Origin of the sequence: Nocardiopsis xinjiangensis YIM 90004 (genome assembly GCF_000341145.1) — a bacterium.
Classification (GTDB): Bacteria; Actinomycetota; Actinomycetes; order Streptosporangiales; family Streptosporangiaceae; genus Nocardiopsis; species Nocardiopsis xinjiangensis.
Map to the genome: position 1 here is coordinate 1 of NZ_ANBE01000054.1, position 22,571 is coordinate 22,571.

A 22,571-nucleotide genomic window follows, 5' to 3' on the forward strand; every position below is an offset into this window, starting at 1 on the left:
CGGCATCGACCAACCCCGTCTCGTAGGCCAGGATCACCGCCTGCACCCGGTCGCGCAGATCGAGCTTGGTCAGGATCCGGCGCACGTGGGTCTTCACCGTCGCCCCCGACACGTACAGGTGCCCGGCGATCTCGGCGTTGGACCGGCCCCGGGCGATCAGCACGAGGACCTCGCGCTCGCGGGGCGTCAGAACCTCCAAGGACGCGTGGCACGTGGGGCCCTCCTCCGAGGGCAGCCGGCCGGCGAACCGGTCCAGGAGCCTGCGGGTGGCGCTCGGAGCGACCACGGCGTCCCCGGAACGGACCGCACGGATCGCCGAGAGCAGATCGGCCGCCGGCGCGTCCTTGAGGAAGAAACCACTGGCGCCCGCCCGCAACGCCGCGTAGACGTACTCGTCGAGATCGAACGTGGTCAGGATCAACACCCGGGTGTCCCCGCCCGCGGCGCAGATCCGGCGCGCGGCCTCGACCCCGTCCATCCGGGGCATCCGCACATCCAGAACGACGACGTCGGCCTGCACGGTCTCCAACAGCTCCAGCGCCCGGACCCCGTCCCCGGCCTCACCGACGACCCGCATGTCCGGTTGGGAGTCCAGGACCATGTGGAAACCGGTGCGCACCAGCTCCTGGTCGTCGACGAGGAGGACCCGGATCACCTCCTCCGGCTGTACGTCCGGTTCCGGTACCTCCACGGCCCCTGCCTTCCTGTTTCGGTCCTGCTCGCTCCGACCCCGTGCCGTGGGGAGGAGCGCTCACAACGGCAGCGACGCCACGACCTCGAACCCGCCCTCCGGCCCGGGGCCGGCCCGCAAGGACCCGCCGTGGACCGACACACGCTCACGCATACCGATCAGCCCCTGCCCACGGCCTTCTTCCCCCTCCGACTGCTCGGAGGAGGCGCCACCTCCATCATCGAACACCCGCACCCCCAGGGCCTCGCCGCCGTAGTGCACCTCCACCCGGACACTGCCCACCCCGGGCCCGGCATGCTTGAGCGCGTTGGTCAGCGCCTCCTGGACCACACGGAACGCGGCCAGCTCCACCCCGGTCGGGAGCCTGCGCCGGTCACCCCCGACGGTGAACTCCACCGGCAGCCCGGCCGCGCGCACCTGCTCGACCACCTGGTCCAACCCGCCGATGCCGGGCCGGGGCGCGTACCCGTCCTCGCCGCCGCTTCCCCCGTCGCGGAGGACACCGAGGATCCCGCGGATCTCCGACAACGCCGACCTCCCGGTGGAAGCGACGGCCTCCATGGCGCCCCTGGCCCGGCCCGGATCACGATCGACCGCGTACGTGGCACCTTCGGCCTGGACCACCATCACACCGAGGTTGTGGGCGACCACGTCGTGCATCTCCCGGGCGATGCGCTCGCGCTCGGCGGCCACCGCGGCCTGCGCGCGGGCGTCGCGTTCGCGCTCCAGCCACTGCGCACGTTCCACCAGACCCAGGACGTAACGCCGGCGCAGCCCCACATAGAGCCCGGTGACCCAGCACAGCATGAAGAGGAAGGAGTACAGGGCGAAGACGTCCCAGTCGTCCCAACCGGCGAGAGGGGAAAGCACGAGGGCCAGGAGCAGGCCTGTCTCCACCACGACCAATGCGGGGACCGACCACGTGGCTCGGGAGTGCGCGGCGACGGTGTACAGGACGGCGAGCAGGGCCACGTCGGCGGCGATCAGCCCGACCCCCAACCACAGCTGCACCCCGGCCACGGCGACCACGACCGTGAAGACCGCCACCGGGAAACGGCGACGCACCACCAACGGCAGCAGCAACGCGAACGCGACGGTCATGTGCGCGGGGTCGGAGGCGCGGCCGAGGGCCTCACCATCGGAGGCGCCGCCCAAGGAACCGAGCAGGGTGCTCACGTACAGCAGCAGAAAGGGCGCGACGGCGATCGTGTCGACGAGTACGAGGTGCCGTCCCGTCCACTCCCGCATCCTGGCGAACACCCGCGCAGTATAGGACTCCGCTTCCGGTGGGATCCACCGAGGAGAGAGCACCAGGGGCTTCGAGGAAGAGGAAGAGGCCGGGGTGGCGGACGGGACGGATGAGGGACCGGACGGGCGGGTGGGGCGGGGGCGCTGGCGCGCACACGAAAAGCCCCGTGTCGGCGGGAGTCCCGCCGGCACGGGGCCTTGGATGCGTAGGGAGGGCCGGTGCGGCGGTCGCCTCTCGGCGCGTGGCACAACACGGTTCCGAGTCCGCCTCGAGGGCGCGGTATTCCGTGAAGGCTTCGAGTGGAGCCCGGGGGACACTTGCTACCGCACCGACCCTCGCCGCGTGCAACGGGAGGGGCCCGGATGTTATTCCGGCGTCCACCGGAGTTTTATGGCCATGGCGGTGGGCGGCCACCTGGAAAAAGCGGACAGACCCCCGTGTACTAGGGTGATGCGTCGACAACCGAAACGACCTTGTCGTCGACGTCGCAGTGTTCGGGAAGCCGGTGCAAAACCGGCGCGGTCCTCGCCACTGTGACCGGGGCGCGCCTCCCACACGCCACTGGGCCGATACGGCCCGGGAAGGCGGGAACGCGCAGGGCAGCCACCACGGCGGCCCACCCCGGGAGCCAGGAGACCGGCTGCGCACGTCCGCGTCATCGAACCACGAAGGATGGTTCTGCGATGAAGCCCAGTGACGCGTGGGCGGCCCTCCGGCCTGCCCGCATGCACGGTTTCCTGCCCGCCTCCCCGCGTCCCGGCCGGCCGGAGCAGGGAGCCGCCCGCGGCCGTGCCCCGTGGCGCTCCGGCCCGGCCGCGGCCCTGGCCCTCCTGCTCGTGACCACCGGCTGCAGCGGCGGCGCCGACAACAGCGCCACCGCCCCCGAGGCCGCGGACGAGACCATCGCCAACTGCGACCTGGAGATCCCGGCCGACGACCCGCCCGAGCGGGTCTTCGCCGCCTACCAGCCCGCGATCGAGACGGCGCACGCCCTCGGCATCAGCGACCGGCTCGTGGGCACGGCCTTCCTCGACGCGCAGGTCCCCGAGGAGTACACCGAGGCCCAGACGGAACAGGAGTACTACCCGAGCCTGCCCAGCCGCGAGGAACTCCTCAGCCACGACCCCGACTTCGTACTGTCCGGGTTCAACGACGTCTTCACCGAAGAACAGCTCGGTACCCGCGCCTCCCTGCGCGAACTCGGCATCGAGAGCTGGATCCCGTCCCCGCTGTGCCCCAGCGAGGACGGCAGGTCCGACGAGTCCATCGACCCCGCGAACGTCACGATGGAGCACATCTACGACGACCTGCGCGACATCGGCGCACTCTTCGACGCCCAGGACCGCGCCGAGGAGGTCGTCGCCGACATGGAAGACACCGTCGGGGAGGTCACAGGCACCCTCGAGGGCGGGATCGACGCCGAGGACCGCCCGACCGTGGCCATCGCCCGCCCCGACGACCAAGGGTTCCGCGTCGCGGGAGGCCCCGACTTCTCCACCGAGATCATCGACCTGGCCGGCGGGACCAACGCCTTCGCCGACCTCGACGGCGGACGCAACCACTCGGCCTCCACCGAGGACCTCATCGAACGCGACCCCGACTTCGTCCTCGTCGACGTCTGCTGCGACGCCGAGATGACCGCCGCTGACGCCGCACCCCAGGTCCAGGAGATCCTGGACGATCCCGTGCTGGCCAACGTCACCGCCGTCGAGGAGGAACAGGTCGCGGAGTTCACCTTCGCCGACCGCTCCGCGGGTGTGCGCAGCGCCCTGGCGGTGGCGAAGGTCGCCGAGATCATCCACCCCGACCTGTTCGGGTAGGCGCGGCGATGGCCGACCACACGGCCGACCACACGGTTACCGAGGCCGCGCCGCCATCGACCGGCCGCGAACACCGACCGAGGCCGAGACCAGGGGAGCGGACCCGGGCCGGCGCTCGGGCGGCAACCCCCCGGGAAACACCCTCGGGGACCCGCTCGCGGCGCGGCCCGGCCACCGCGAGCGGACCCGGCCTGCTCGGCGGGCCCACCGCCCGGACCCTCGGACTGCTGGGCGCCGTGCTGCTCCTGGCGGCGATCGCGCTGGCGTCCGTCCTCATCGGATACCAGCAGCTCACCCTGGAAGAGCTCCACCTCGCCTACACCGGCTACACCGGTTCCGACACCGACCTCGTCGCCCGGCACCTGCGGGTCCCGCGCACCCTCGCCGGCCTCTTCGTCGGCGCGGCGCTGGGCGTGGCCGGGGNTCAACGCCGGCGCCGCCCTGGCCGCCGTCCTCGCCATCAGCGTCTTCGGGGCCACCGCGCTGCTCGGCTACATCGGGTTCGCCTTCGCGGGCGCGGCGCTGGCGGCATGCGTGGTCTACACCGTGGGCTCCCTCGGGCCGGACGGGGCGAGCCCGGTCGAGCTCGCGCTCGCCGGCGCAGCGATCTCGGCCATGCTCGGGTCGATGACCTCAGCGATCGTCCTGCAGGACCGCGCGACCCTGGACGAATACCGGTTCTGGGTGGTGGGTTCCCTGGTCGGCGCGGACAGCACCTCACTGCCCCAGGCACTGCCGTTCCTGGCGACGGGACTGGTACTGGCGGCGGCGCTGGCACGCCCGCTCAACGTGGTCGCGCTCGGCGACGAACTCGCCCGCTCCCTGGGAACCCGGCTGTGGCTCGTGCGGGCGGGAAGCGCCGTGGCGGTGGTCCTGCTCGCCGGGACCGCGACCGCCCTGGCCGGGCCGATCGGGTTCGTCGGCGTCGCGGTTCCACACATCGCCCGGACCCTCGTCGGCCCCGATCACCGGTGGCTGCTGCCCTGGTCCGCGGTACTGGCTCCCCTGCTGTTGCTGGTGGCCGACATCGTGGGACGGCTGGTGGTACGCCCCGCAGAGCTGCAGGTCGGGATCGTCACCGCGCTGATCGGGGCGCCGTTCTTCATCCTGCTCGTGCGACGGAGGAAGGTGGCGGGGCTGTGAGCGGGCGTTCGACGATCCTCGGCCCACACACACGTGTGATCCGCGCCGGGGGACTGTCGCTGCGGGTGCACGGGCCCTCGGTCCTGCTCGGGACGGCGCTGAGCGTGCTGGCCGCCGCGATGGCCGTCCTCTCCCTGGCGGTGGGCGACTTCGCGATGGGCGCGGACCAGGTGGTGGCCGCCCTCGCCGGACGGGCGGACCTGCTGACCACGCACGTCGTCGTCGACCTGCGGCTCCCGCGCGTGCTCACCGCGCTCGGGGTGGGCGCGGCGTTGGCGCTCTCGGGCGCGCTGCTGCAACGGCTGGCGCACAACCCGCTCGTCAGCCCGGACATCATCGGGGTCAGCGCCGGAGCCACGACAGCGGCGGTGCTGGCCATCGTCGTGTTCGGCGGATCGGCGGCCGCGATCGCGTCCGGGGCGCTCGTGGGGGCCGTGACCACCGCGCTGTCGCTGTACCTGCTCGCGTACCGGCGCGGGGTGTCCGGGCAACGGCTGGTGCTCGTGGGGATCGCGGTGACGGCGATGCTGAGCGCGATCACCTCCTACCTGTTGACGCGCGCGGAGATCGGCACCGCCCAACGCGCGATGATCTGGATCACCGGGAGCCTCGCCAACCGCGACTGGCCGCACGTGGCGACGATCCTGCTGGCTCTGGTGGTGCTGGTGCCGGCCGTGTCCGCGTTGGCGCGCCCGTTGGCTCTGCTGCAGTTCGGAGAGGAGACCGCGACCGCGCTGGGCAACCGGGCGGTGCTCTCACGGGGCGCGTTGCTGTTCACGGCGGCGGTGCTCGCGGCGATGGCGACCGCGGTCGCCGGGCCGGTCGCGTTCGTTGCGCTGGTGGCGCCGCAGATCGTACGGCGGATGTTGCGGGGCGAAGCCGTGGGGCTGTTTCCGGCGGCAGCGTGCGGAGGGTTGCTGGTGGCCGTCGCGGACCTGATCGCCCGCACGGCCTTCGGCGGGAGCGAGCTCCCGGTCGGGGTCGTCACCGGGATCCTGGGAGCGCCGTATCTGCTGTATCTGCTGGCCCGCAGCTCCCGTACCGGCCGGGGCGGATGAGGGACCGGACGGGCGGATGGGGCAGGGGCGCCGTCGCGCACACGAAAAGCCCCGTGTCGGCGGGGAATCCGTATGGAGTCCGCCGGCACGGGGCTTCGATATATGAAATTTGAAGGAGGGCCGGCGCGGCGGTCGCCTCTCGGCGCGTGGCACAACACGGTTCCGAGTCCGCCTCGAGGGCGCGGTATTCCGTGAAGGCTTTGAGTGGAGCCCGGGGGACACTTGCTACCGCACCGACCCTCGCCGCGTGCAACGGTGCTGGTCCGGGTGGTATTCCGCGTGCCTCAAATTTTTCTGTGGTCTTGTTGCGTGGGCCTCTCGGGCCCGCGGGGGCGGCCCCGGGATCAGAAACCCCCTCGTGTGAGGTCCGGATGCTCCCTGCGCACGTGGGTGGATCGGGTTTCAGCCTGCGGGTTGCTCCGTAACGAAAGTCCCCTTGCCGTGGACGGAGACGACCACGCCGCGCTCTCTGAGCTCCTTCATCGCGCGCCGGACGGTCATGTAGGACACCCCATAGTCCTCTGCCAGCTCACGCTCAGGAGGAAGTCGTGAACCGGGTCTGAGCTTGCCTTTTTCAGCCATGCCCGCGATGTGATCCGCCACCGCCATATAGCGCAGACCTGGTCCGTCCGCCGGGATCTTCGGCACATCCTCTTCGCTCATGTGAGCACGCTAGACCTAGGGTGACCTACGAAAAGGAAAGGGAAGCTATGCAGAGCTATGCATCTCTTGTAGAGTGTAAAGCTCCGTAACACACGGAACCCCGGCGACGTACCGCAAATACGTCCCGGGGTCATGGCCGACCTGTAGAAGGCAGGACGACATGCTTCACCCTATTGCTTTGCTGTATCTGTTGTTGCGCATGGTGCGTGCGTCACAGGGTCTGCACGTGAGCCCGGACGGGTATGCGCGTGGGTTGTCCGGTGAGTTCCGGCGCCGCCGGTGCCGGTCCCGTCGTGTGCGGCGTTATGCCGAGCGTGTGCCCTCCGTCCTCGCTGAGGATGAGGATGACGTGGGAGCTGAGTCCCCGGTCTCGGTGCCTGCCCCGCGGTGTCCTGTGGACGCTGTTCCCCAGATGGCTTCCTCCGCCGGCCGTGTGCCTGGGGCGTGTGTGGCTGTGCCTGCGGCTCTCGTTCGTGGGCGTTGTTTCATGACTGGTCGTGAGACTGGTGCGCGTCCGGTGGAGAGCAGGAAGCTCGCTCTGACTGTTCTGTGTGCGCTTGCCGATCAGGAGCACGCGCGGGTGCAGGCGTCGTCGCGTGTGTACGCGTACGCACCTGGCGAGGGTTTGGCCCTTGGGCGCTCCCCTTTCCTGGAGGGCTCGCGCTTGCCCCGTCAGGGAACCTTCGCAGGGCCCTTCCGTCCTACTGGAGCCTTGGGGTACGCCGAGCATGCCGAGTCCACCGGGATTGCTGAGCGTGCGGTGCTTGCTGGTTGGGAGGTGGCGTGATGCTCGATATCCGTACTGCTGAGTTCCTGGACGCGCTCTCCGATGCTCTGGCGGTCCCGCCGGGTCCGCATCCGGTGGCGGATTTCTTGCTCGTGCGTGGTCTGCGCCGCCGTGCCGACGCTGTGCGCCAGGCGCTTGCGTTGGTTCAGCGTGATGGGGATGTGGAGGAGGCGTTGGAACTGCTCGACCGTGCGCTGTCCGAGCCTTCGGCGCCTGAGCGTGTGAGCGGGTGCGATCTGATCGATCCAGGGCCGCATCCTGTGGAGGTGCCCCGGCAGGAGCCCGAGTCCGGAGCCCGGTTCGGGGTCGACCAGCGCTGACGGGCCGCGTTCGGTTCCCGGTGTTTCGTGGGGCCTGTTCTGTGGGGCAGGTCCCCGTCATACTGGGGTTTGTGTTGAGGAAGCCTGGTTCTGTTATCTGCGTGTTATCTGGACCTGTGAAGTTTGCAGATTTCCGGGTTACTGGTGGGTAGACATGCAGGTCAGAGAGAGTGCTCCCCGCGCACGCGGGGATGGTCCCAGGACGCCAGCGCCGCGCGCGAGGAGACACAGGTGCTCCCCGCGCACGCGGGGATGGTCCCAGGGAGGGCTCCCGGATGAGGAGGGTCAGGCTGTGCTCCCCGCACGCGCGGGGGTGATTCCTATGACGCCTGTTACAGCCGGCGCGTGATGAAGCGCTCTCCGCGCGCTCTCCGCCTGCCCCTCCCCGCGAGGGTGGCGGTTTGTGGCCGCGGGCAGCCGGTACGTTCGGGGCATCCGAATCGATATACCCCCTGGCCAGAGGATTGACACGTGCCCTACCGTGTTCCGATGATCTACACGTCGCCGCTCTTTCTGGGAGTCCTGGTCCTCTGCGTCCTCGTCATCGCGGTCGTCTTAGCGCGCACGCTCGCCAGGGCCGAGCCCGTAGAGGTCGCACCCGATCCCCGCAACCGGACGCGCGAACCCTCCGAATCCCCCTCCACGAACCCGTCGAGGGAGCGCGCCGACAACGAACCTCCCGAGACCGAGACCCGAGCCGGCTCCTCCCGCTGACACCGGCTCTCGCCGACACCCCGCCGTCCGTGCAGCAACCGCCCGGTGTACCCACCGCTCAGGGCACGGGACCGGCACCCCTCTCCCGAGACCATCCCGGTCGACGTCCGCGCCCACGCGCGGTGCCCGACCGTTCGGCCACGAGGCCCTCGACGGCGAGGGCCGATCCTCATCTCAGGTGGTCCGGATCTCAGGTGGTCCGGGCGCTCAGCTCTCGAACAGGTTCCGGAAGGGCTTGCGGAACATCGTGATGTGCCGCCACGCCGGGTCCAGCTCGGTGCGCAGCTTGATCTCGCCCTCGGGCCAGTCCATGAGCGCGTTCTCGAACTGCGGCAGGACACCCGAGTCCGGGTCCAGGTAGTACAGGAACTGGCGCTTGCCCCCGTCGGTACGGCGCCCGAACAGCGCACCGTTGTCGCCGAGCAGCGACTCCAGGGTCGACTGCAGCGACTCCAGCGCCTCCTCGGACCCCCCTGTGGGCTGCTTGTCCTCGTCGGTGTTGGTGAAGGGCACGATGACGTGCGCGGCGAGCGTCAACGCGGGGAAGGTGCGCCGGTGCAGCGGGTGGCGCAGCAGGATCTCGCCGCCGCCGACCAGCGGGAGTTTGTAGGTGCCGCGCACCCACCCGTCGTGGCCGCCGAGCATGTCGCCCATCTGCTTGACCACCGACGGCAGGTTCGCGGGGGTGATCGGATCGACGGGTTTCTCCTCCAGCGGGGCGACCCGGCCGATCCACAGCACGTAGTCGTCCTCGCCCAGTGCCAGGAGCGTCACGTGCTCGGCGATGCGGGCGCGGCTCTCCTCCGCCAGGAACATGTTGTCGGGGTGGTAGACACCCACGTCGATCTTGGAGGTGCCCGGGTTCACCCGCACCGACAGCAGCACGTGGGAGAGGTCGAGCTCGTGGTCGTCCCAGCGCACCGTGCCCGAGAGCTGGTCCAGGTCGGCCGGGCGCACGGGATGGAACACCCACTGCCCGTCGTCGGGCGCGGAGCGGGCCCAGCGCTCGGACTGCACACGCGCCTCGTCGGAGCTGCCCGGACGCAGGGTCATCGCGTACTCGGGGCCCTCCGTCAGGTGTGAGGGGTCCTCCATCGCGGCGAGCTGCTGGAGGAGCTTCTCGGGGTCCACGTCGGGCGACAGGTCCAGTTCCTCCGCGCTTCCGGTGGAGCGGGGCGCGGGGCCCACCTCCCAGTCCATGTCCGGGTGGATCCTGTGCACCAGGGCCGTGACCCGGTCGGAGACCTCGGAGGGCGCCGGCTGGTCCTTGGCGACGGCGTCGGCCAGAGCGGTGCGCACCTCGGGCCAGACCTCCCAGAATTCATTGGTGGCGGAGGTGGTGTCTGCGTTACTGGGGTCGGCAGGGCGACGACGACGGAACAGAGCCATGCTCCGATTTTCGCAGAACCCTGTGACCACCCGGGCCCACCCCGGTGGTCGGGGGAGTGGGCGCGTCGGGGCGCGTGGCCGGGACCTGCGTTCCCGTCGGGGTTCACGCGCCGGGAAAGCGGGACACGGGGGCGACGCGCGGGGCAGCCGTGTCCCGGTCGGTGTCGGGGCGTGGCGTGGTGTCCGTGTGCGGACGCGGTCGTTCCCGTGTGCGCGCGTGCGTGAGGCGGGTGCTCGCCCGGTTCCCGCCCGGTGTGTGTGGCCGTTCCCGTAACCGGCGTCACGGTCTTTCGTGGCCGGGACCGGTTCCGGGCACATACGCTGGAAGGCACTATGACTTTGCGTGTACTGGCCGCCATGTCCGGCGGGGTCGATTCCGCGGTCGCCGCGGCCCGTGTGGCCGAGGCGGGCCACGACGTCACCGGCGTTCATCTGGCGCTCTCCAAGAACCCGCAGTCCTACCGCACCGGCGCGCGGGGCTGCTGCACGGTCGAGGACTCCCATGACGCCAGGCGTGCCGCCGACGTCATCGGGATCCCGTACTACGTGTGGGACATGTCCGAGGAGTTCGACCGTGAGGTCGTGCAGGACTTCGTCGCCGAGTACGAGGCCGGCAACACACCCAATCCGTGCCTGCGGTGCAACGAGAAGATCAAGTTCGAGGCGGTGCTCGACCGGGCGGTCGCGCTGGGCTTCGACGCCGTGGCGACCGGGCACCACGTGCGCAAGGTCGATGGTCGGCTGGTGCGCAGCGTGGACGAGGACAAGGACCAGTCCTACGTGCTCGGGGTGCTCACCGCGGATCAGCTGGAACACGCGATGTTCCCTCTCGGTGACTGCACCAAGGACGAGGTGCGCGCCGAGGCCGACCGGCGCGGACTCTCGGTGGCGGACAAACCCGACAGCCACGACATCTGCTTCATCGCCGACGGTGACACGAAGGGGTTCCTGAACGAGCGGATCGGGGCCAGGCCCGGTCCGATCCAGGACGAGGACGGCAAGGTGCTGGGCACCCACGACGGTTCGCACACGTTCACCGTGGGCCAGCGCAAGGGCCTGGGTCTCGGGGGTGCGCCCGACCCGCGCTACGTGCTCTCGATCGAGCCCGTGGAGAACACCGTGACGGTGGGGCCGCGGGAGTCGTTGCGGGTGGATGAGATCACCGGTGTGCGTCCGGTGTGGAGCGGGAGTGCGCCGCTCGCCGAGCCGACCGAGTGCCACGTGCAGCTGCGGGCGCACGGGGAGGTCTATCCCGCGCGGGTGTGGCAGCGCGAGGCGGAGGAGGGTCCGGAGCTGTTCGTGCGCCTGGCCGAGCCGGCGAAGGGTGTGGCCTCCGGGCAGGCGGTCGTGGTCTACGACGACGACACGGTGTTGGGTTCCGCGACGATCGCGGGGACCGCGCGGTCCGAGCGTGCGGAGTCCGCCGGGAGCGCAGGTGCGGCCGAGGCCGTGCAGAGCGTTTAGCGGCGGCGGGCGAGGCATGAGCCGCGAAGTATGAGCTGCATGGCGTGAATCGTGAGGCGCGTCGGTCGGGTCCCCGCTCGGGGAGCCGGCCGACGCGCCTTGTTCATGGCTCCTCAGGGCGGGGAGAAGAGGAGCAGTGCAGGACGGCTGACCCTGATTCCTCACGCCGAGCCCTTGCCGAAGTTAGGTAAGGCAATGCAAAGTTGTGGTGGCCGAGGTTAGAGGTGCCGTTCATGCCACAGTTCGCCTTCCTGGAAGGTCAACCCTTCTGGATCGTCTACGCCACACTCCTCGTGGTGATCCTGCTCCGGGCACCCGCGACCTACGGGATCGGCCGCGGACTCGGCGCCGGCATGCTCCGCAGCCGCATCGGCGAACGCCTCGGTCCGCGCCTCGAGCAGGCCAAGGAACGCATCGACCGGTACGGCGCCCCCGTCGTCACCCTCAGCTTCTTCACCGTGGGCATGCAGACCGCCGTCAACTTCTCGGCGGGTCTCGTGCACATGGCCTTCCCCCGGTACTTCGCGGCGGTCTTCGTCGGCGGACTCGCCTGGGCCGGGCTCTGGGGCTCGGTCATCTCCGGACTCGTCGGCGCCTGGGCCGCCCTGTTCCTGAACTCCCCGTGGACCGCAGTGGGTGTGGTCGCGCTCGCCGCCGTCCTGGTGGGGGCACTCGTCGTCCGCGCCCGCCGCAGGGCCGCCCGGCGCCAGGCCGACGACGCAGAGGAGGCGGGATCACGCGAGGCCCTCCAAGGCCCCGCTCCCGCCCGAGCCGCTGCGGCCCCCGAGCCGCCCGGGTCCGGTCCCGCCGCCCCGGGCAGCGCCCCGCAGGTCTGACCCGCCCCGGCGGCTGAACACCGGCCACCGGACCAGGGTCTAACCTTGGGCAACGTGAGTACGCACGATCCCTACCCCTGGCCCGCCGCCTCCTGGACCGGAGTGGGTTCCTGGCCGGGCGAGGACCCCGACGAGGCCGCCCGCACCATCGTCGGAGAGCTCCCCGACCTTCCCCACCTGCCCGAACTTCCCGCGCGCGGTGTCGGCGCGGACATGATCGGCCGCGCCGCCGGCCTCCTGGTCGACCTGCCCGTGGAGGTCCAGCCCAGCGGATGGCGCCTCGTCGACCGCCCCGGCCGCGACCTGTACCGCGCCGGGACCTTCCTCTCCCACGACCTCGACGCGCTCACCGAACACGCGCACGAGTACGCCGGCACCCTCAAGATCCAGGTCGCCGGGGCGTGGACCCTCGCCGCCTCCGTCGAGCTCCGCTCGGGCCAGCGGATGGTCTCCGACCCCGGAGCCGTGCGCGACCTGGCCGAGTCCCACCGCGAGGGTGTGCTCGCGCACGTGGCCGAGGTGCACAAGCGCCTGCCCTCCGCCCGCCTGCTCGTGCAGATCGACGAACCGTCCCTGCCGGCGGTCCTGCTCGGCACGCTCCCCACCGCCAGCGGGTACGGCCGCCACCCCGCCGTCGACCGCGTCGTGGTCGAGAGCGCGCTGCGTGATCTCTTCACCGGGATCGAGGGCCTCGGGGCGGTCCCGGCCGCGCACTGCTGCGCGCCCGGTGCACCCATCGATCTCATGCGCCGCAGCGGGGCACACGCGCTCGGCCTGGACGCCCTCCGGCTCACCCGGGACGACGACGAGATGCTCGGCACCGCGGTGGAGGCCGGCACCGCTCTGATGATGGGTGTGGTCCCCTCGGACGGCGACACCCCGGAGACGGACGCGAGAATGTCCGACCCCGCCGCTACCGTCGATCCTGTACGCGAGCTCTGGCACCGGCTGGGGATCACCCCCGACCTGCTCTCCCGCGCTGTGGCGGTCACCCCCGCGTGCGGCCTGGCCGGTGCTTCGCCCGCGCACGCCCGGGCGGCCCTCACGGCTGCCAGGGACGGGGCACGCGTCCTGCGCGACGAACCCGGAAGGCAGGGCCGAGGGGCGCCCCCGGCCCGGTGACGGCGGGTCCGCCCCACCNAGAACCGAAGCAGAAAGGCAGGCCGTGAGCGCGTCCGACCAGAACAACCCCGTCCCCGACGAGGACCGCGCCCGCCACACCGAGTTGGCCCGTGAGCTGGACGACCACAGCTACCGCTACTACATGGGCCGGCCGATCATCGCCGACGCCGAGTACGACTCGCTCATGTCGGAGCTGCAGCGTATCGAGGAGCGCTACCCGATCCTCATCACGCAGGACTCCCCGACGCAGAAGGTCGGCGCGCCCATCAGCGTGGATTTCGCCGAGGTCGAGCACCTGGTGCGCATGGAGAGCCTCGGCAACGCCTTCGAGGCCGAGGAGCTCGACGTCTGGGCCGACCGCGCCTCCGCCGAGGTCCCGGTCGGGTCCTACCTGTGCGAGCTCAAGATCGACGGCCTCGCGGTCGACCTCGTCTACGAGAACGGGCGCCTGGTGCGGGCCGCCACCCGCGGCGACGGCCGGGTCGGCGAGGACATCACCCTCAACGTGCGCACCATCGAGACGATCCCCGAACACCTCGACGAGAGCGTGCGCCCGGCACCCGAACTCCTGGAGGTGCGCGGTGAGGTCTTCATGAGGACCGAGGACTTCCAGGCCCTCAACGACCGCATCACCGAGACGAAGGAGCACACACCCTTCGCCAACCCCCGCAACGCCGCCGCCGGGTCGTTGCGGCAGAAGGATCCCCGGGTCACCGCGACACGGCCGCTGACGATGATCGTGCACGGGGTCGGTGCCTACACCCCCGCCGGCGGCGCCGCGAGCGGCAAGGGCTCCGGTGACAGCGATGCCGGCGGGGGAGGGGAAGCCGCCTTCACCAGCCAGTCCCAGGCCTACCGGCTGCTCGGGGAGTGGGGGCTGCCGCTGAGCGACCGCTACGAGGTCGCCACGAGTATGGACGAGGTCCGCGCCTACGTCTCCTACTACGCCGAACACCGCCACGAGCCCGCCTACGAGATCGACGGCATCGTGGTCAAGGTCGACGACTTCTCGCTTCAGCGCCGCCTCGGTTCCACCAGCCGGATCCCGCGCTGGGCCATCGCCTACAAGTACGCGCCCGAGGAGGTCACCACCACCCTCACCGACATCAAGGTCGGGGTGGGCCGCACCGGGCGCGTGACCCCCTACGGCGTCATGGAACCGGTCACGGTCGCCGGCTCCGAGGTGGAGTTCGCGACCCTGCACAACGCACAAGAGGTCGCCCGCAAGGGGGTCCGCATCGGTGACACCGTCGTGCTGCGCAAGGCCGGCGACGTCATCCCCGAGATCCTGGCCCCCGTGGCCGACCGCCGGAACGGCAGCGAGCGCGAGTTCGAGATGCCCACGCACTGCCCCGAGTGCGGAACCGAGCTCGGCCGGCAGAAGGAGGGCGACGTCGACGTGCGCTGCCCCAACGCCCGCCGCTGCCCCGGACAGCTCCGGGAGCGGGTCTCCTTCATCGCCAGCCGCAAGGCCCTGGACATCGAGGCGCTGGGGTACGTGGCCGCAACGGCCCTGACCCAGCCGCTGGAGCCCGCCGAGGCGCCGTTGGCCGACGAAGGGGACCTGTTCGACCTCACCGTCGAGCAGCTCCTGCCGATCCGCACCCACGTGCTCGACCCCGACACCACCGAACCCAAGACCGACCCGAAGACGGGTGAGCCCAAGGTGGTGTCGTTCTTCGCCAACAAGGCGGGCGAACCGAAGAAGACCGTCTCGACGCTGTTCGAGCAGCTCGAGGAGGCCAAGGCCAAACCCCTCTGGCGGATCCTGGTCTCCCTGTCGATCCGGCACGTGGGCCCGCGCGCGGCCGAGGACCTCGCCCGGCACTTCCGTTCCCTGGACGCGATCCGGGAGGCCTCCGAGGAGGAGCTCGCGTCCGTGGACGGGGTCGGACCGACCATCGCGCGCTCGATCCGGGAGTGGTTCGCCGAGGACTGGCACGTCGAGGTCGTCGAGAAGTGGCGGGCCGCCGGTGTGCGTATGGAGGAGGAGGCCTCCGAGGCGGTCGACCGCACCCTCGAGGGGGTGACCGTGGTGGTGACCGGGTCGCTGGACAACTACACGCGGGACAGCGCGAAGGAGGCCGTCGCCGAACGCGGCGGGCGTGCGACGGCGTCGGTGTCGAAGAAGACCGGGTTCGTGGTGGCCGGGGGAGCGCCCGGTTCCAAGTACGACAAGGCGGTCTCCCTCGGGGTCCCTGTCCTGGACGAGCAGGGCTTCGACGTGTTGCTGCGGCAGGGGGCCGACGCGGCCGAGGCCGTGCGGGTCAACCCGCCCGAGGAGGGCTGAGCGCGCGGGTCCGCCGCCCGGCACCGGTGGTAGCGGGTGGAACCCCGCTCGGGCCGGCCGGCCCCCGGGAGGCCGAGCCCCCGCCTTGCAGCCGTTTTCGGCACCGAGCATGGCTGCGAGGCGTCCCCTCGCCCGCCTGTACCGCCGAACACGCCCACCCGAGCACCCCGGCCGAGGCAGCGTCCCCGGTCCAGGCAGCGTCCCCGGCCGAGACCACCGGACAAGGCCCCGGCGGGGCCGGGCCGGGACGCCGGTGCGACCCCTCGACCAGCCAACTTCACGTTTCGTTTGCGCTGGGCGACACTTGGTGACGAAGACGCGTAAGGTGGACAGCCATCGCCGAGATTCGGACGTAGGCAACATGGGTTCCGGCCAAGACGCCGTCCGGTACTCACACGCCGGGCCCCCTGAACCAGGGTCCAGGACCGACTCCGCGGTGCGAGGCCGATCCCCTCGGGCCCCGCCCGCACCCGCGCCCTGTCCCCGGACGAAGGACCCCGCATGAAGCAGCCCACCGACACCAGGGACATCGGCCCCCGAGCCGGTACACCGCTCTGGCTCTACATGGTGACCAGCACCGTAGCCGGTGCGGGCCTGCTCGTCCTCGCCTCGGCCGGCCTCGGCCTCGACCAGTTCCGCCACCTCGCCGGCGAACCCCTCGTGTGGATCCTGTTGTGCATGATCGTCGTGGGCGAACTCAGGCCGATCTCCCTGCCGGGACAACCCGCCGACAACGGCACCGCGACCTCACTGCCTTTCACGTTCGCTCTGGTCATCTACTACGGGCTGCCGATCGCCGCCCTCCTGCAGGTCGTGGCCGCTGTCGTCGCGGGTACCGCGTGCAGACACGCCCTCCACCGCACCGCCTTCAACGCCGCGCAGTACGTCCTCTCCCTCGGCGTGGCAGACGCCCTCCTGCGTCTCCTGAGCCCCGAGGCCAACGCAGGCCCCTGGATCCCCTCCGACCCCGCCGGCCTTGCCGCCGTCGCCCTCGCGGGCGGGGCCTACTTCCTCGTCAACCGCATGCTGGTGATCTGCGCGGTCGCCATGCACGAGCGGGTGCCTCTGTCACAGGTGATGTTCACCGGTATCGGCCAACAGTTCTACGTCAACGGGGTCCTGCTCAGCCTCGCTCCGTTGGTCGTGGTGGGCATGGCCGCCTCGGTGCTGTACGTGCCCCTCTTCGCCCTCCCCCTCGGCGCCATCTACGCGAGCGCGGGGCTGTCGGTCAAACGCGACCACCAGGCCAACCACGACGAACTCACCGGCCTGCCCAACCGCAAACACCTCATCAGGCGTTCCCGCAAGGAGATCACCAACGCCCAGAACCGCGGCGAGAGGGTCGGGCTGCTCCTGCTCGACCTCGACCGGTTCAAGGAGGTCAACGACACCCTCGGCCACCACACCGGCGATGCCCTCCTGCAGACCGTCGCCCACCGCCTCACCCACAGCGTCCGCCCCGGCGACCTGGTGGCCCGCCTGGGGGGCGACGAGTTCGCGGTGCTGCTGCCGAAGGTGCGCGACGCCGCCTCCGCCCGGGAGGTCGCCGTGCGCCTGCGCGGCTCCCTCGCCGAACCCGTGCGCCTGGAGGGCATGGACTTCGACCTCGACGCCAGCGTCGGCATCGCCCTCTACCCCTACGACGCCCCCGACTACGAACTCCTGTTGCAGCGCGCCGACGTGGCCATGTACGTCGCCAAGTCCGGAGGCACGGGCGTGGAGACCTACGACCCCTCCAAGGACCGCAACTCCACCGCACGGCTGAGCCTGTACAGCGAACTGCGCCGAGGACTGGCCGAGGGCGCCCTGGAGATGTACTACCAGCCCCGCATCGACCTCGGGACCGGGCTCCCGGTGGGGCTCGAGGCACTCGCCCGCTGGCGCCACCCCACCCGGGGGCTGCTGGAACCCGCGGAGTTCATGCCGGTCGTGGAACAGTCCAACCTCTACCGCGCCTTCACCGGCCAGGTCCTGGACACCACCCTGTCTGCGGCCGCGCAGTGGCTCGAACACGGATGGGACCTGCCCGTGGCGGTCAACCTCGGCGCGCGCGAACTCATGGACCCGGACCTGGCCTCGGTCGTGGCCACCGCCCTGAGCGATCACGGGGTGCAACCGCGGCGGCTCGTCCTGGAGATCGGCGAGAGCGCGCTCATCGGTGACGAGGAGGAGACCACCCAGGCCGTGCGGAAGCTGCACGACCTGGGGGTCCGGCTGGCACTGGACGACTTCGGGCCCGGGCACTTCACCCTGGCCCAGCTCGCCGGGCTGCCGCTGGACGAGGTCAACATCGACGGCTCCTTCGTGGCCCGCCTGCATGAGCAGGACCACACGGTCGTGCGCGCCGGTATCGCCCTGGTGCGGGCGCTCGGCAGGCGCGCGACCGCCGAGGGCGTGCAGACCGCCGAGCTCGCCGAAGCCGTACGCGAGGCCGGGTGCCACACCGCCCAGGGTTACTATTTCTCCCCGCCGCTGCCCGCACGCGAGGTCGTGACCTGGCTCGAGGCCCACTGCGCCCGCCCCTGAGACCCTCTCCGGCGGGGGCGCGGGACGCGCGGAAGGCCTCGCGTGGGAGACTGCCGACCGGGTCCCCGGGGCCGTGGCGGTGTCTTACAGCGTCGACGGTGACCGCGGGGTCATGGGTCTGCGGTGACGGTGTGCGCACCTCACCCGCGACGCGCCTCTCGTCTGTGGTCGAGGTCCACAACCGAGGACCAGCGGTGACCACATCTGTGGGCGTCGTGTCCGTCCCACGTCGGGGAACGCGGACCGGCACCGGGACCCGTGACGGAGCCATAGGATTGGGCGTGATAGTCCGTCCGTCGAAGAAATGGTTAGTCATACATGACCGCCATCACCCGCGATGAGGTCGCGCACCTCGCCCGGTTGTCGCGGCTGGCGCTCGACGAGAGCGAGCTCGACACGCTCGCCGCCCAGCTCGGTGACATCCTCACCGCAGTGGCCAAGGTGCAGGAGGTCGCCGAGGGCGACATCCCGCCCAGCTCGCACGCCCTGCCGCTGACCAACGTCTACCGTCCCGACGAGGCCCGCACCGGTCTCACCCCCGAGCAGGCCCTGGCCGGGGCGCCGGCGGTGGAGGACCAGCGATTCCGGGTCCCGCGGATCCTCGGGGAGGAGGAGTAACGGATGAGCGACGTCATCAGCATGACCGCGTCCGAGCTCGGCGCGGCCATCCGCGCGGGTGAAGTGACCTCGAAGGAGGCCACCGCCGCCTACCTCGACCGAATCGAGGCCGTCGACGGCGACATCAACGCCTTCCTGCACGTGCGACGGGAGACCGCGCTGGCGCAGGCCCGCGACGTCGACGCCCGGCTCGCGCGCGGCGAGGAGCTCGGCCCGCTGGCCGGGGTCCCGATCGCCCACAAGGACGTGTTCACCACCTCGGACATGCCCACCACCGCCGCCTCCAAGATGCTGGAGGACTGGCAGCCGCCCTACGACGCGACCGTCACCGCGCGGCTGCGCGAGGCCGGCCTGGTCATCCTGGGCAAGACCAACATGGACGAGTTCGCGATGGGCTCGTCCACGGAGAACTCTGCCTACAAGGTCACCCACAACCCGTGGGACACCGGCCGCATCCCCGGGGGGTCCTCCGGCGGCTCCTCGGCCGCGGTCGCCGCGTTCGAGGCGCCCCTGGCCACCGGCACCGACACCGGCGGGGGGGGCCCCCNGGCGGCTCCTCCCGGTACGGGCTCATCGCCTTCGCCTCCTCCCTGGACACCCCGGGCCCCTTCGCCCGCAACGTCCTCGACGCCGCGATGCTGCACGAGGCCTTCTCCGGCCACGACCCGCGCGACTCCACCTCCATCGACGCCCCGGTGCCGGCGGTGGTCGAGGCCGCGCGCAACGGCGAGGTGGAGGGCCTGACCATCGGTGTGGTCAAGGAGCTCGACAACGACGGGTTCCAGGACGGCGTGCGTCAGCGCTTCCGGGAGACCGTGGAGCTGCTGGAGTCGCTCGGCGCCAAGGTCGTCGAGGTCTCCTGCCCCAGCTTCGACGCCGCCCTGAGCGCGTACTACCTCATCGCGCCGAGCGAGGCCTCCTCGAACCTGGCCCGGTTCGACGCCATGAGGTACGGGCTGCGGGTCGGCGACGACGGCAGCCGCAGCGCCGAAGAGGTCATGTCGCTGACCCGTGCGCAGGGCTTCGGCCCCGAGGTCAAGCGCCGGATCATGCTGGGCACCTACGCCCTGTCCAGCGGGTACTACGACGCCTACTACGGCAGCGCGCAGCAGGTGCGCACCCTCATCAAGCGCGACTTCGACGCCGCGTTCGAGAACGTGGACGTGTTGGTCTCGCCCACCACGCCCACCACGGCCTTCCCGCTCGGGGAGCGTTCGGACGACCCGGTGTCGATGTACCTCGCCGACCTGTGCACGATCCCCTCCAACCTGGCGGGGAACGCGTCGCTGTCGGTGCCGTGCGGGACTGCGCCGGAGGACGGGATGCCCGTCGGTTTCCAGATCATGGCGCCCGCGCTGGCCGACGACCGGACCTACCGGGTCGCCGCCGCCGTCGAGCGCTCGCTCGCCGAGCGCGACGGTGCGCTGTTGGACCGGAGCCCGTACGCGGTCGCCTCCGCCTGACGCGGACCGGCCGCCCATGGCTCAGGCCCGCCGTCCCGATGGGCGGCGGGCCTTCGTTATGTATGCGGTAAGGACGGTGCGGCGCGCCCACCCCGCGCGTGCTGCACGGGGAACGAAGCGCCTGGATCGTTGATGGGGGTGGGGCGGAAGCGGGGTTGTTCGTTGTGCCTGGGGGCAGGGGCTTTGGCGTGCCGGTGGCAGCGGGGCTGGGGTTGTGGGATTTCTTGTGGTGCCTGGGTTCGGTGGCTCGTCGGGGTCGGGATTTTAGCCCGACCGGGCCTTTGCGCAACCCGCTTCGGCGCAACCCCCACACCTTTCCCTGCGGGGACAGTGGCGGCGTTGCGCGTGGTTGGTGTGGGGCGCCTCGGGGTGTGCGCTGCGACCCTTGACGCCGGGCTCACCCGACCCGTATCGACGAACCCCCTCGCCCCAGGCGCCCGGCTGCCGAAGAAATGGTGGGCGCACACTTGCCCAACCCCCTGGGGTGGCCACATTGCGACCAACGCTTGCGGCGTGTGCATGGTGGCTCGCTCCTGCGGAAGCACAAGCATGGCCCCGGCACTCCCGGTGTCGCATTGAGGCCGGGGCAGGCCGGCGTGTGCACAGCTCGGGCGTTCGGGGTTGGTGGGGTGGCGGCAGTGAGCCCGCTCTGTCGGGCGTGCGGGCGGTCACCGGCCCCGGCCGGTTCCGGTTCCGTGCGGAACCGGCTCCGCCGGGGTCTTGCCCGGTGGGGTCTTGCTTGGTGGCCTCGGCCGGGGGCGCTGTCGCGCTCGGGGTGCCCGGGTGGGCGTATTTCGGCGGTGTAGGCGGGTGCTCCCCCCAACCGGGGCCATTCTCGGCGCCGAAAATGGCCCCGGTTGGGGGGAGCGATCCACTGAAGCCCGTTGGCAGTGCTCTTACGAGCACCAACACCGGCCTGTAGTGCTATCAGGAGCACTGTCAATGCTCGGGCGGAGCCCGAAGCTTTTCCGGAGGTCGCACACGCCACTCTGCCCCGGCCTCAATGCGCCACCAGGAGTGCCGGGGCCATGTTTGTGCCTGTCGCAGGGGCGAGCCACCATGCGCACGCCTCGACCGTTGGTCGCAATGTGGCCACCACAGGGGGTTGGTTTTTGGGACCCCATTTCTTCGGCGGGTGAGGGGGCCGGCCGGTGGGTGTTCGGCGGCGAGAGCGCAATAGCCCGGCATCAAGGGGCGGACCGCACACCCCGAGGCGCCCCACACCAACCAGGTAGGACGCCGCCACCATCCCCGCGAACAAGAACCGCTGGGGGTGGCGCCGAGCGGGTTGCGGGAAGCCCCGGCCGGGCTAAGCTCGACGCTCCGACGAACACCACCCACACCAACCACAGTCCCCCGCCTCCCGTCGATGATCTATGTCCCCAGGTGGGCGGCGATGTCGTCGTGCAGGTCCGCGGCGTAGGAGGTGCCCCAACGTTCATGGGCCTGGGCGATGAGTTCGCGGCTCCAGGCCCAACTCTCCCGTGCGGCACCGGTGACGGCCGCGAGCTCGGCGCGAGCGGTGGTGGCAGCGTGCCGTTCCACGTGGGAGGGCAGGTCCTCCTCCAACGCGCGGCTCGGGGTGAGCCAGTGGTCGGTGGACTTCTGGAGCAGGCGCAGGAGCTGGAGCTGGTGCGGCGACACGACCGAGTTCAGGAAGAACGCGGCGCGTGCGGCCTCCCGGCGGGCGAGCAGGTGGGAGACCATGAGCGTCCAGTTGGCCAGTTCGTCGGCCTTGAGCTGGGCGGTCTCCACAGGGTCGGGTTCCACACGGGTGAGTCCGTGCGCCAGTTCCGTGAGCCGGCCGTCGCGGTCGACCAGGACGGCCCGTTCGGGGTCGGGCAGGTGGATCATGCCCTGCCACGAAGCGATCTTGTCGATCTCCTCCGCGGGGTCGAAGTGGAACTCACCGCGCATGAGGTCGTCGAAGACGATGGAGTGCACACCGAACATGTTGGTGTGGCACAGGCGCACGGGGGCGATCTGTTCGGCGAAGGCCCGCGGGTCGATCTCCTGGCCCGGGGCGACGAAGACGTAGGCCTCGAGGTCGGAGTGCTCGTCGGCCTCGCCGGCGGTCCAGGAGCCGTAGAGCAGTGCCGCCACGATGCGTGCGTCGGCCCGGAGTACCTCGCGGAGCCGGTGGATACGGTCGTCGAGTTTCATGGGTTCTCACCTTTCTGATCGCGACGAGGCTACTGGTCGGCGGAGAGGGGAACCCACCCGTTTTTCACGCCTACACCCAGTCAGCCACAGCGCAGTCTCGGGTTGAGGACCCTGTGCCCGTCCCGGCGGGTTCGTCCCGGGTGCTCGCGGGGCGCGCGCTTCCGGAGGACCCGGCCCCGCACGTGCGAAGGGCCCACCCGCAACCTCGGGTTCTAGCGGTCCCCGCAACACCCTGGAGTTCAGGGAGTTGCGGGG

General features: G+C 70.9%; 15 protein-coding genes, 2 pseudogenes and 1 riboswitch. Of the genes and pseudogenes, 12 read left to right on the top strand and 5 right to left on the bottom strand.

Going from position 1 to position 22,571, the window contains the following annotated elements; all coding sequences use genetic code 11:
* Positions 1 to 655: response regulator (locus D473_RS0122195; RefSeq protein ID WP_026127202.1), on the bottom strand; the 655-nt coding region annotated here is incomplete at its 3' end.
* A 96-nt stretch (positions 656 to 751) separates the two neighbouring features.
* Positions 752 to 1,951, bottom strand: coding sequence for a sensor histidine kinase (locus D473_RS0122200; protein ID WP_241474853.1), 1,200 nt, complete (start codon positions 1,949 to 1,951; stop codon positions 752 to 754).
* A gap of 461 nt (positions 1,952 to 2,412) precedes the next feature.
* Positions 2,413 to 2,599, top strand: a riboswitch (cobalamin riboswitch).
* A 24-nt stretch (positions 2,600 to 2,623) separates the two neighbouring features.
* On the opposite strand from D473_RS0122200, the gene D473_RS0122205 reads away from it, so the two are divergent.
* From D473_RS0122205 to D473_RS0122215, 3 genes and pseudogenes are all read left to right on the top strand, one after another.
* On the top strand, positions 2,624 to 3,760 hold the full coding sequence (locus D473_RS0122205) for an ABC transporter substrate-binding protein (RefSeq protein ID WP_017611243.1): 1,137 nt from the start codon (positions 2,624 to 2,626) through the stop codon (positions 3,758 to 3,760).
* A gap of 8 nt (positions 3,761 to 3,768) precedes the next feature.
* A pseudogene (locus tag D473_RS25900) lies at positions 3,769 to 4,903 on the top strand (FecCD family ABC transporter permease).
* A complete protein-coding gene (locus tag D473_RS0122215) occupies positions 4,900 to 5,961 on the top strand; it encodes a FecCD family ABC transporter permease (RefSeq protein ID WP_017611245.1) in 1,062 nt (353 codons plus the stop codon). The pseudogene D473_RS25900 and the gene D473_RS0122215 overlap by 4 nt, the downstream one beginning before the upstream one ends.
* 402 nt (positions 5,962 to 6,363) lie before the next feature.
* On the opposite strand, the gene D473_RS25255 is transcribed toward D473_RS0122215, so the two are convergent.
* Positions 6,364 to 6,624: a GntR family transcriptional regulator gene (locus D473_RS25255; protein ID WP_033353838.1), complete on the bottom strand. Its 261-nt coding sequence runs from the start codon at positions 6,622 to 6,624 to the stop codon at positions 6,364 to 6,366.
* 786 nt (positions 6,625 to 7,410) lie between these two features.
* On the opposite strand from D473_RS25255, the gene D473_RS0122225 reads away from it, so the two are divergent.
* Together D473_RS0122225 and D473_RS0122230 are read left to right on the top strand one after the other, a co-directional pair.
* Positions 7,411 to 7,731: a hypothetical protein gene (locus D473_RS0122225; RefSeq protein ID WP_017611247.1), complete on the top strand. Its 321-nt coding sequence runs from the start codon at positions 7,411 to 7,413 to the stop codon at positions 7,729 to 7,731.
* A 489-nt stretch (positions 7,732 to 8,220) separates the two neighbouring features.
* Positions 8,221 to 8,445, top strand: a complete 225-nt coding sequence (locus tag D473_RS0122230; protein WP_152436905.1) for a DUF6479 family protein — start codon at positions 8,221 to 8,223, stop codon at positions 8,443 to 8,445.
* Positions 8,446 to 8,652: 207 nt separating this feature from the next.
* On the opposite strand, the gene D473_RS0122235 is transcribed toward D473_RS0122230, so the two are convergent.
* A complete protein-coding gene (locus D473_RS0122235; RefSeq protein ID WP_017611249.1) occupies positions 8,653 to 9,834 on the bottom strand; it encodes a DUF695 domain-containing protein in 1,182 nt (393 codons plus the stop codon).
* A 333-nt stretch (positions 9,835 to 10,167) separates the two neighbouring features.
* Between D473_RS0122235 and mnmA the strand changes: the two genes are divergently transcribed.
* From mnmA to gatA, 7 genes and pseudogenes are all read left to right on the top strand, one after another.
* A complete protein-coding gene (gene mnmA / locus D473_RS0122240; protein ID WP_017611250.1) occupies positions 10,168 to 11,298 on the top strand; it encodes a tRNA 2-thiouridine(34) synthase MnmA in 1,131 nt (376 codons plus the stop codon).
* Positions 11,299 to 11,531: 233 nt separating this feature from the next.
* Positions 11,532 to 12,134: a DedA family protein gene (locus tag D473_RS0122245; RefSeq protein WP_033353843.1), complete on the top strand. Its 603-nt coding sequence runs from the start codon at positions 11,532 to 11,534 to the stop codon at positions 12,132 to 12,134.
* Positions 12,135 to 12,179: 45 nt separating this feature from the next.
* The gene (locus D473_RS0122250; protein WP_017611252.1) at positions 12,180 to 13,256 is read left to right on the top strand and encodes a methionine synthase; all 1,077 of its coding nucleotides are present in this window, start codon (positions 12,180 to 12,182) and stop codon (positions 13,254 to 13,256) included.
* 43 nt (positions 13,257 to 13,299) lie between these two features.
* A complete protein-coding gene (gene ligA, locus D473_RS0122255) occupies positions 13,300 to 15,546 on the top strand; it encodes an NAD-dependent DNA ligase LigA (protein WP_017611253.1) in 2,247 nt (748 codons plus the stop codon).
* Positions 15,547 to 16,047: 501 nt separating this feature from the next.
* The gene (locus D473_RS0122260) at positions 16,048 to 18,072 is read left to right on the top strand and encodes a putative bifunctional diguanylate cyclase/phosphodiesterase (RefSeq protein ID WP_017611254.1); all 2,025 of its coding nucleotides are present in this window, start codon (positions 16,048 to 16,050) and stop codon (positions 18,070 to 18,072) included.
* Between the two features lie 318 nt (positions 18,073 to 18,390).
* Positions 18,391 to 18,690, top strand: a complete 300-nt coding sequence (gene gatC / locus D473_RS0122265) for an Asp-tRNA(Asn)/Glu-tRNA(Gln) amidotransferase subunit GatC (RefSeq protein WP_017611255.1) — start codon at positions 18,391 to 18,393, stop codon at positions 18,688 to 18,690.
* Between the two features lie 3 nt (positions 18,691 to 18,693).
* A pseudogene (gene gatA, locus D473_RS25905) lies at positions 18,694 to 20,153 on the top strand (Asp-tRNA(Asn)/Glu-tRNA(Gln) amidotransferase subunit GatA).
* Positions 20,154 to 21,527: 1,374 nt separating this feature from the next.
* Here gatA and D473_RS0122275 read toward each other — a convergent pair.
* Complete coding sequence (locus D473_RS0122275) at positions 21,528 to 22,316, bottom strand: nucleotidyltransferase domain-containing protein (RefSeq protein WP_017611256.1); 789 nt, start codon at positions 22,314 to 22,316, stop codon at positions 21,528 to 21,530.
* Positions 22,317 to 22,571 lie beyond the last annotated feature (255 nt).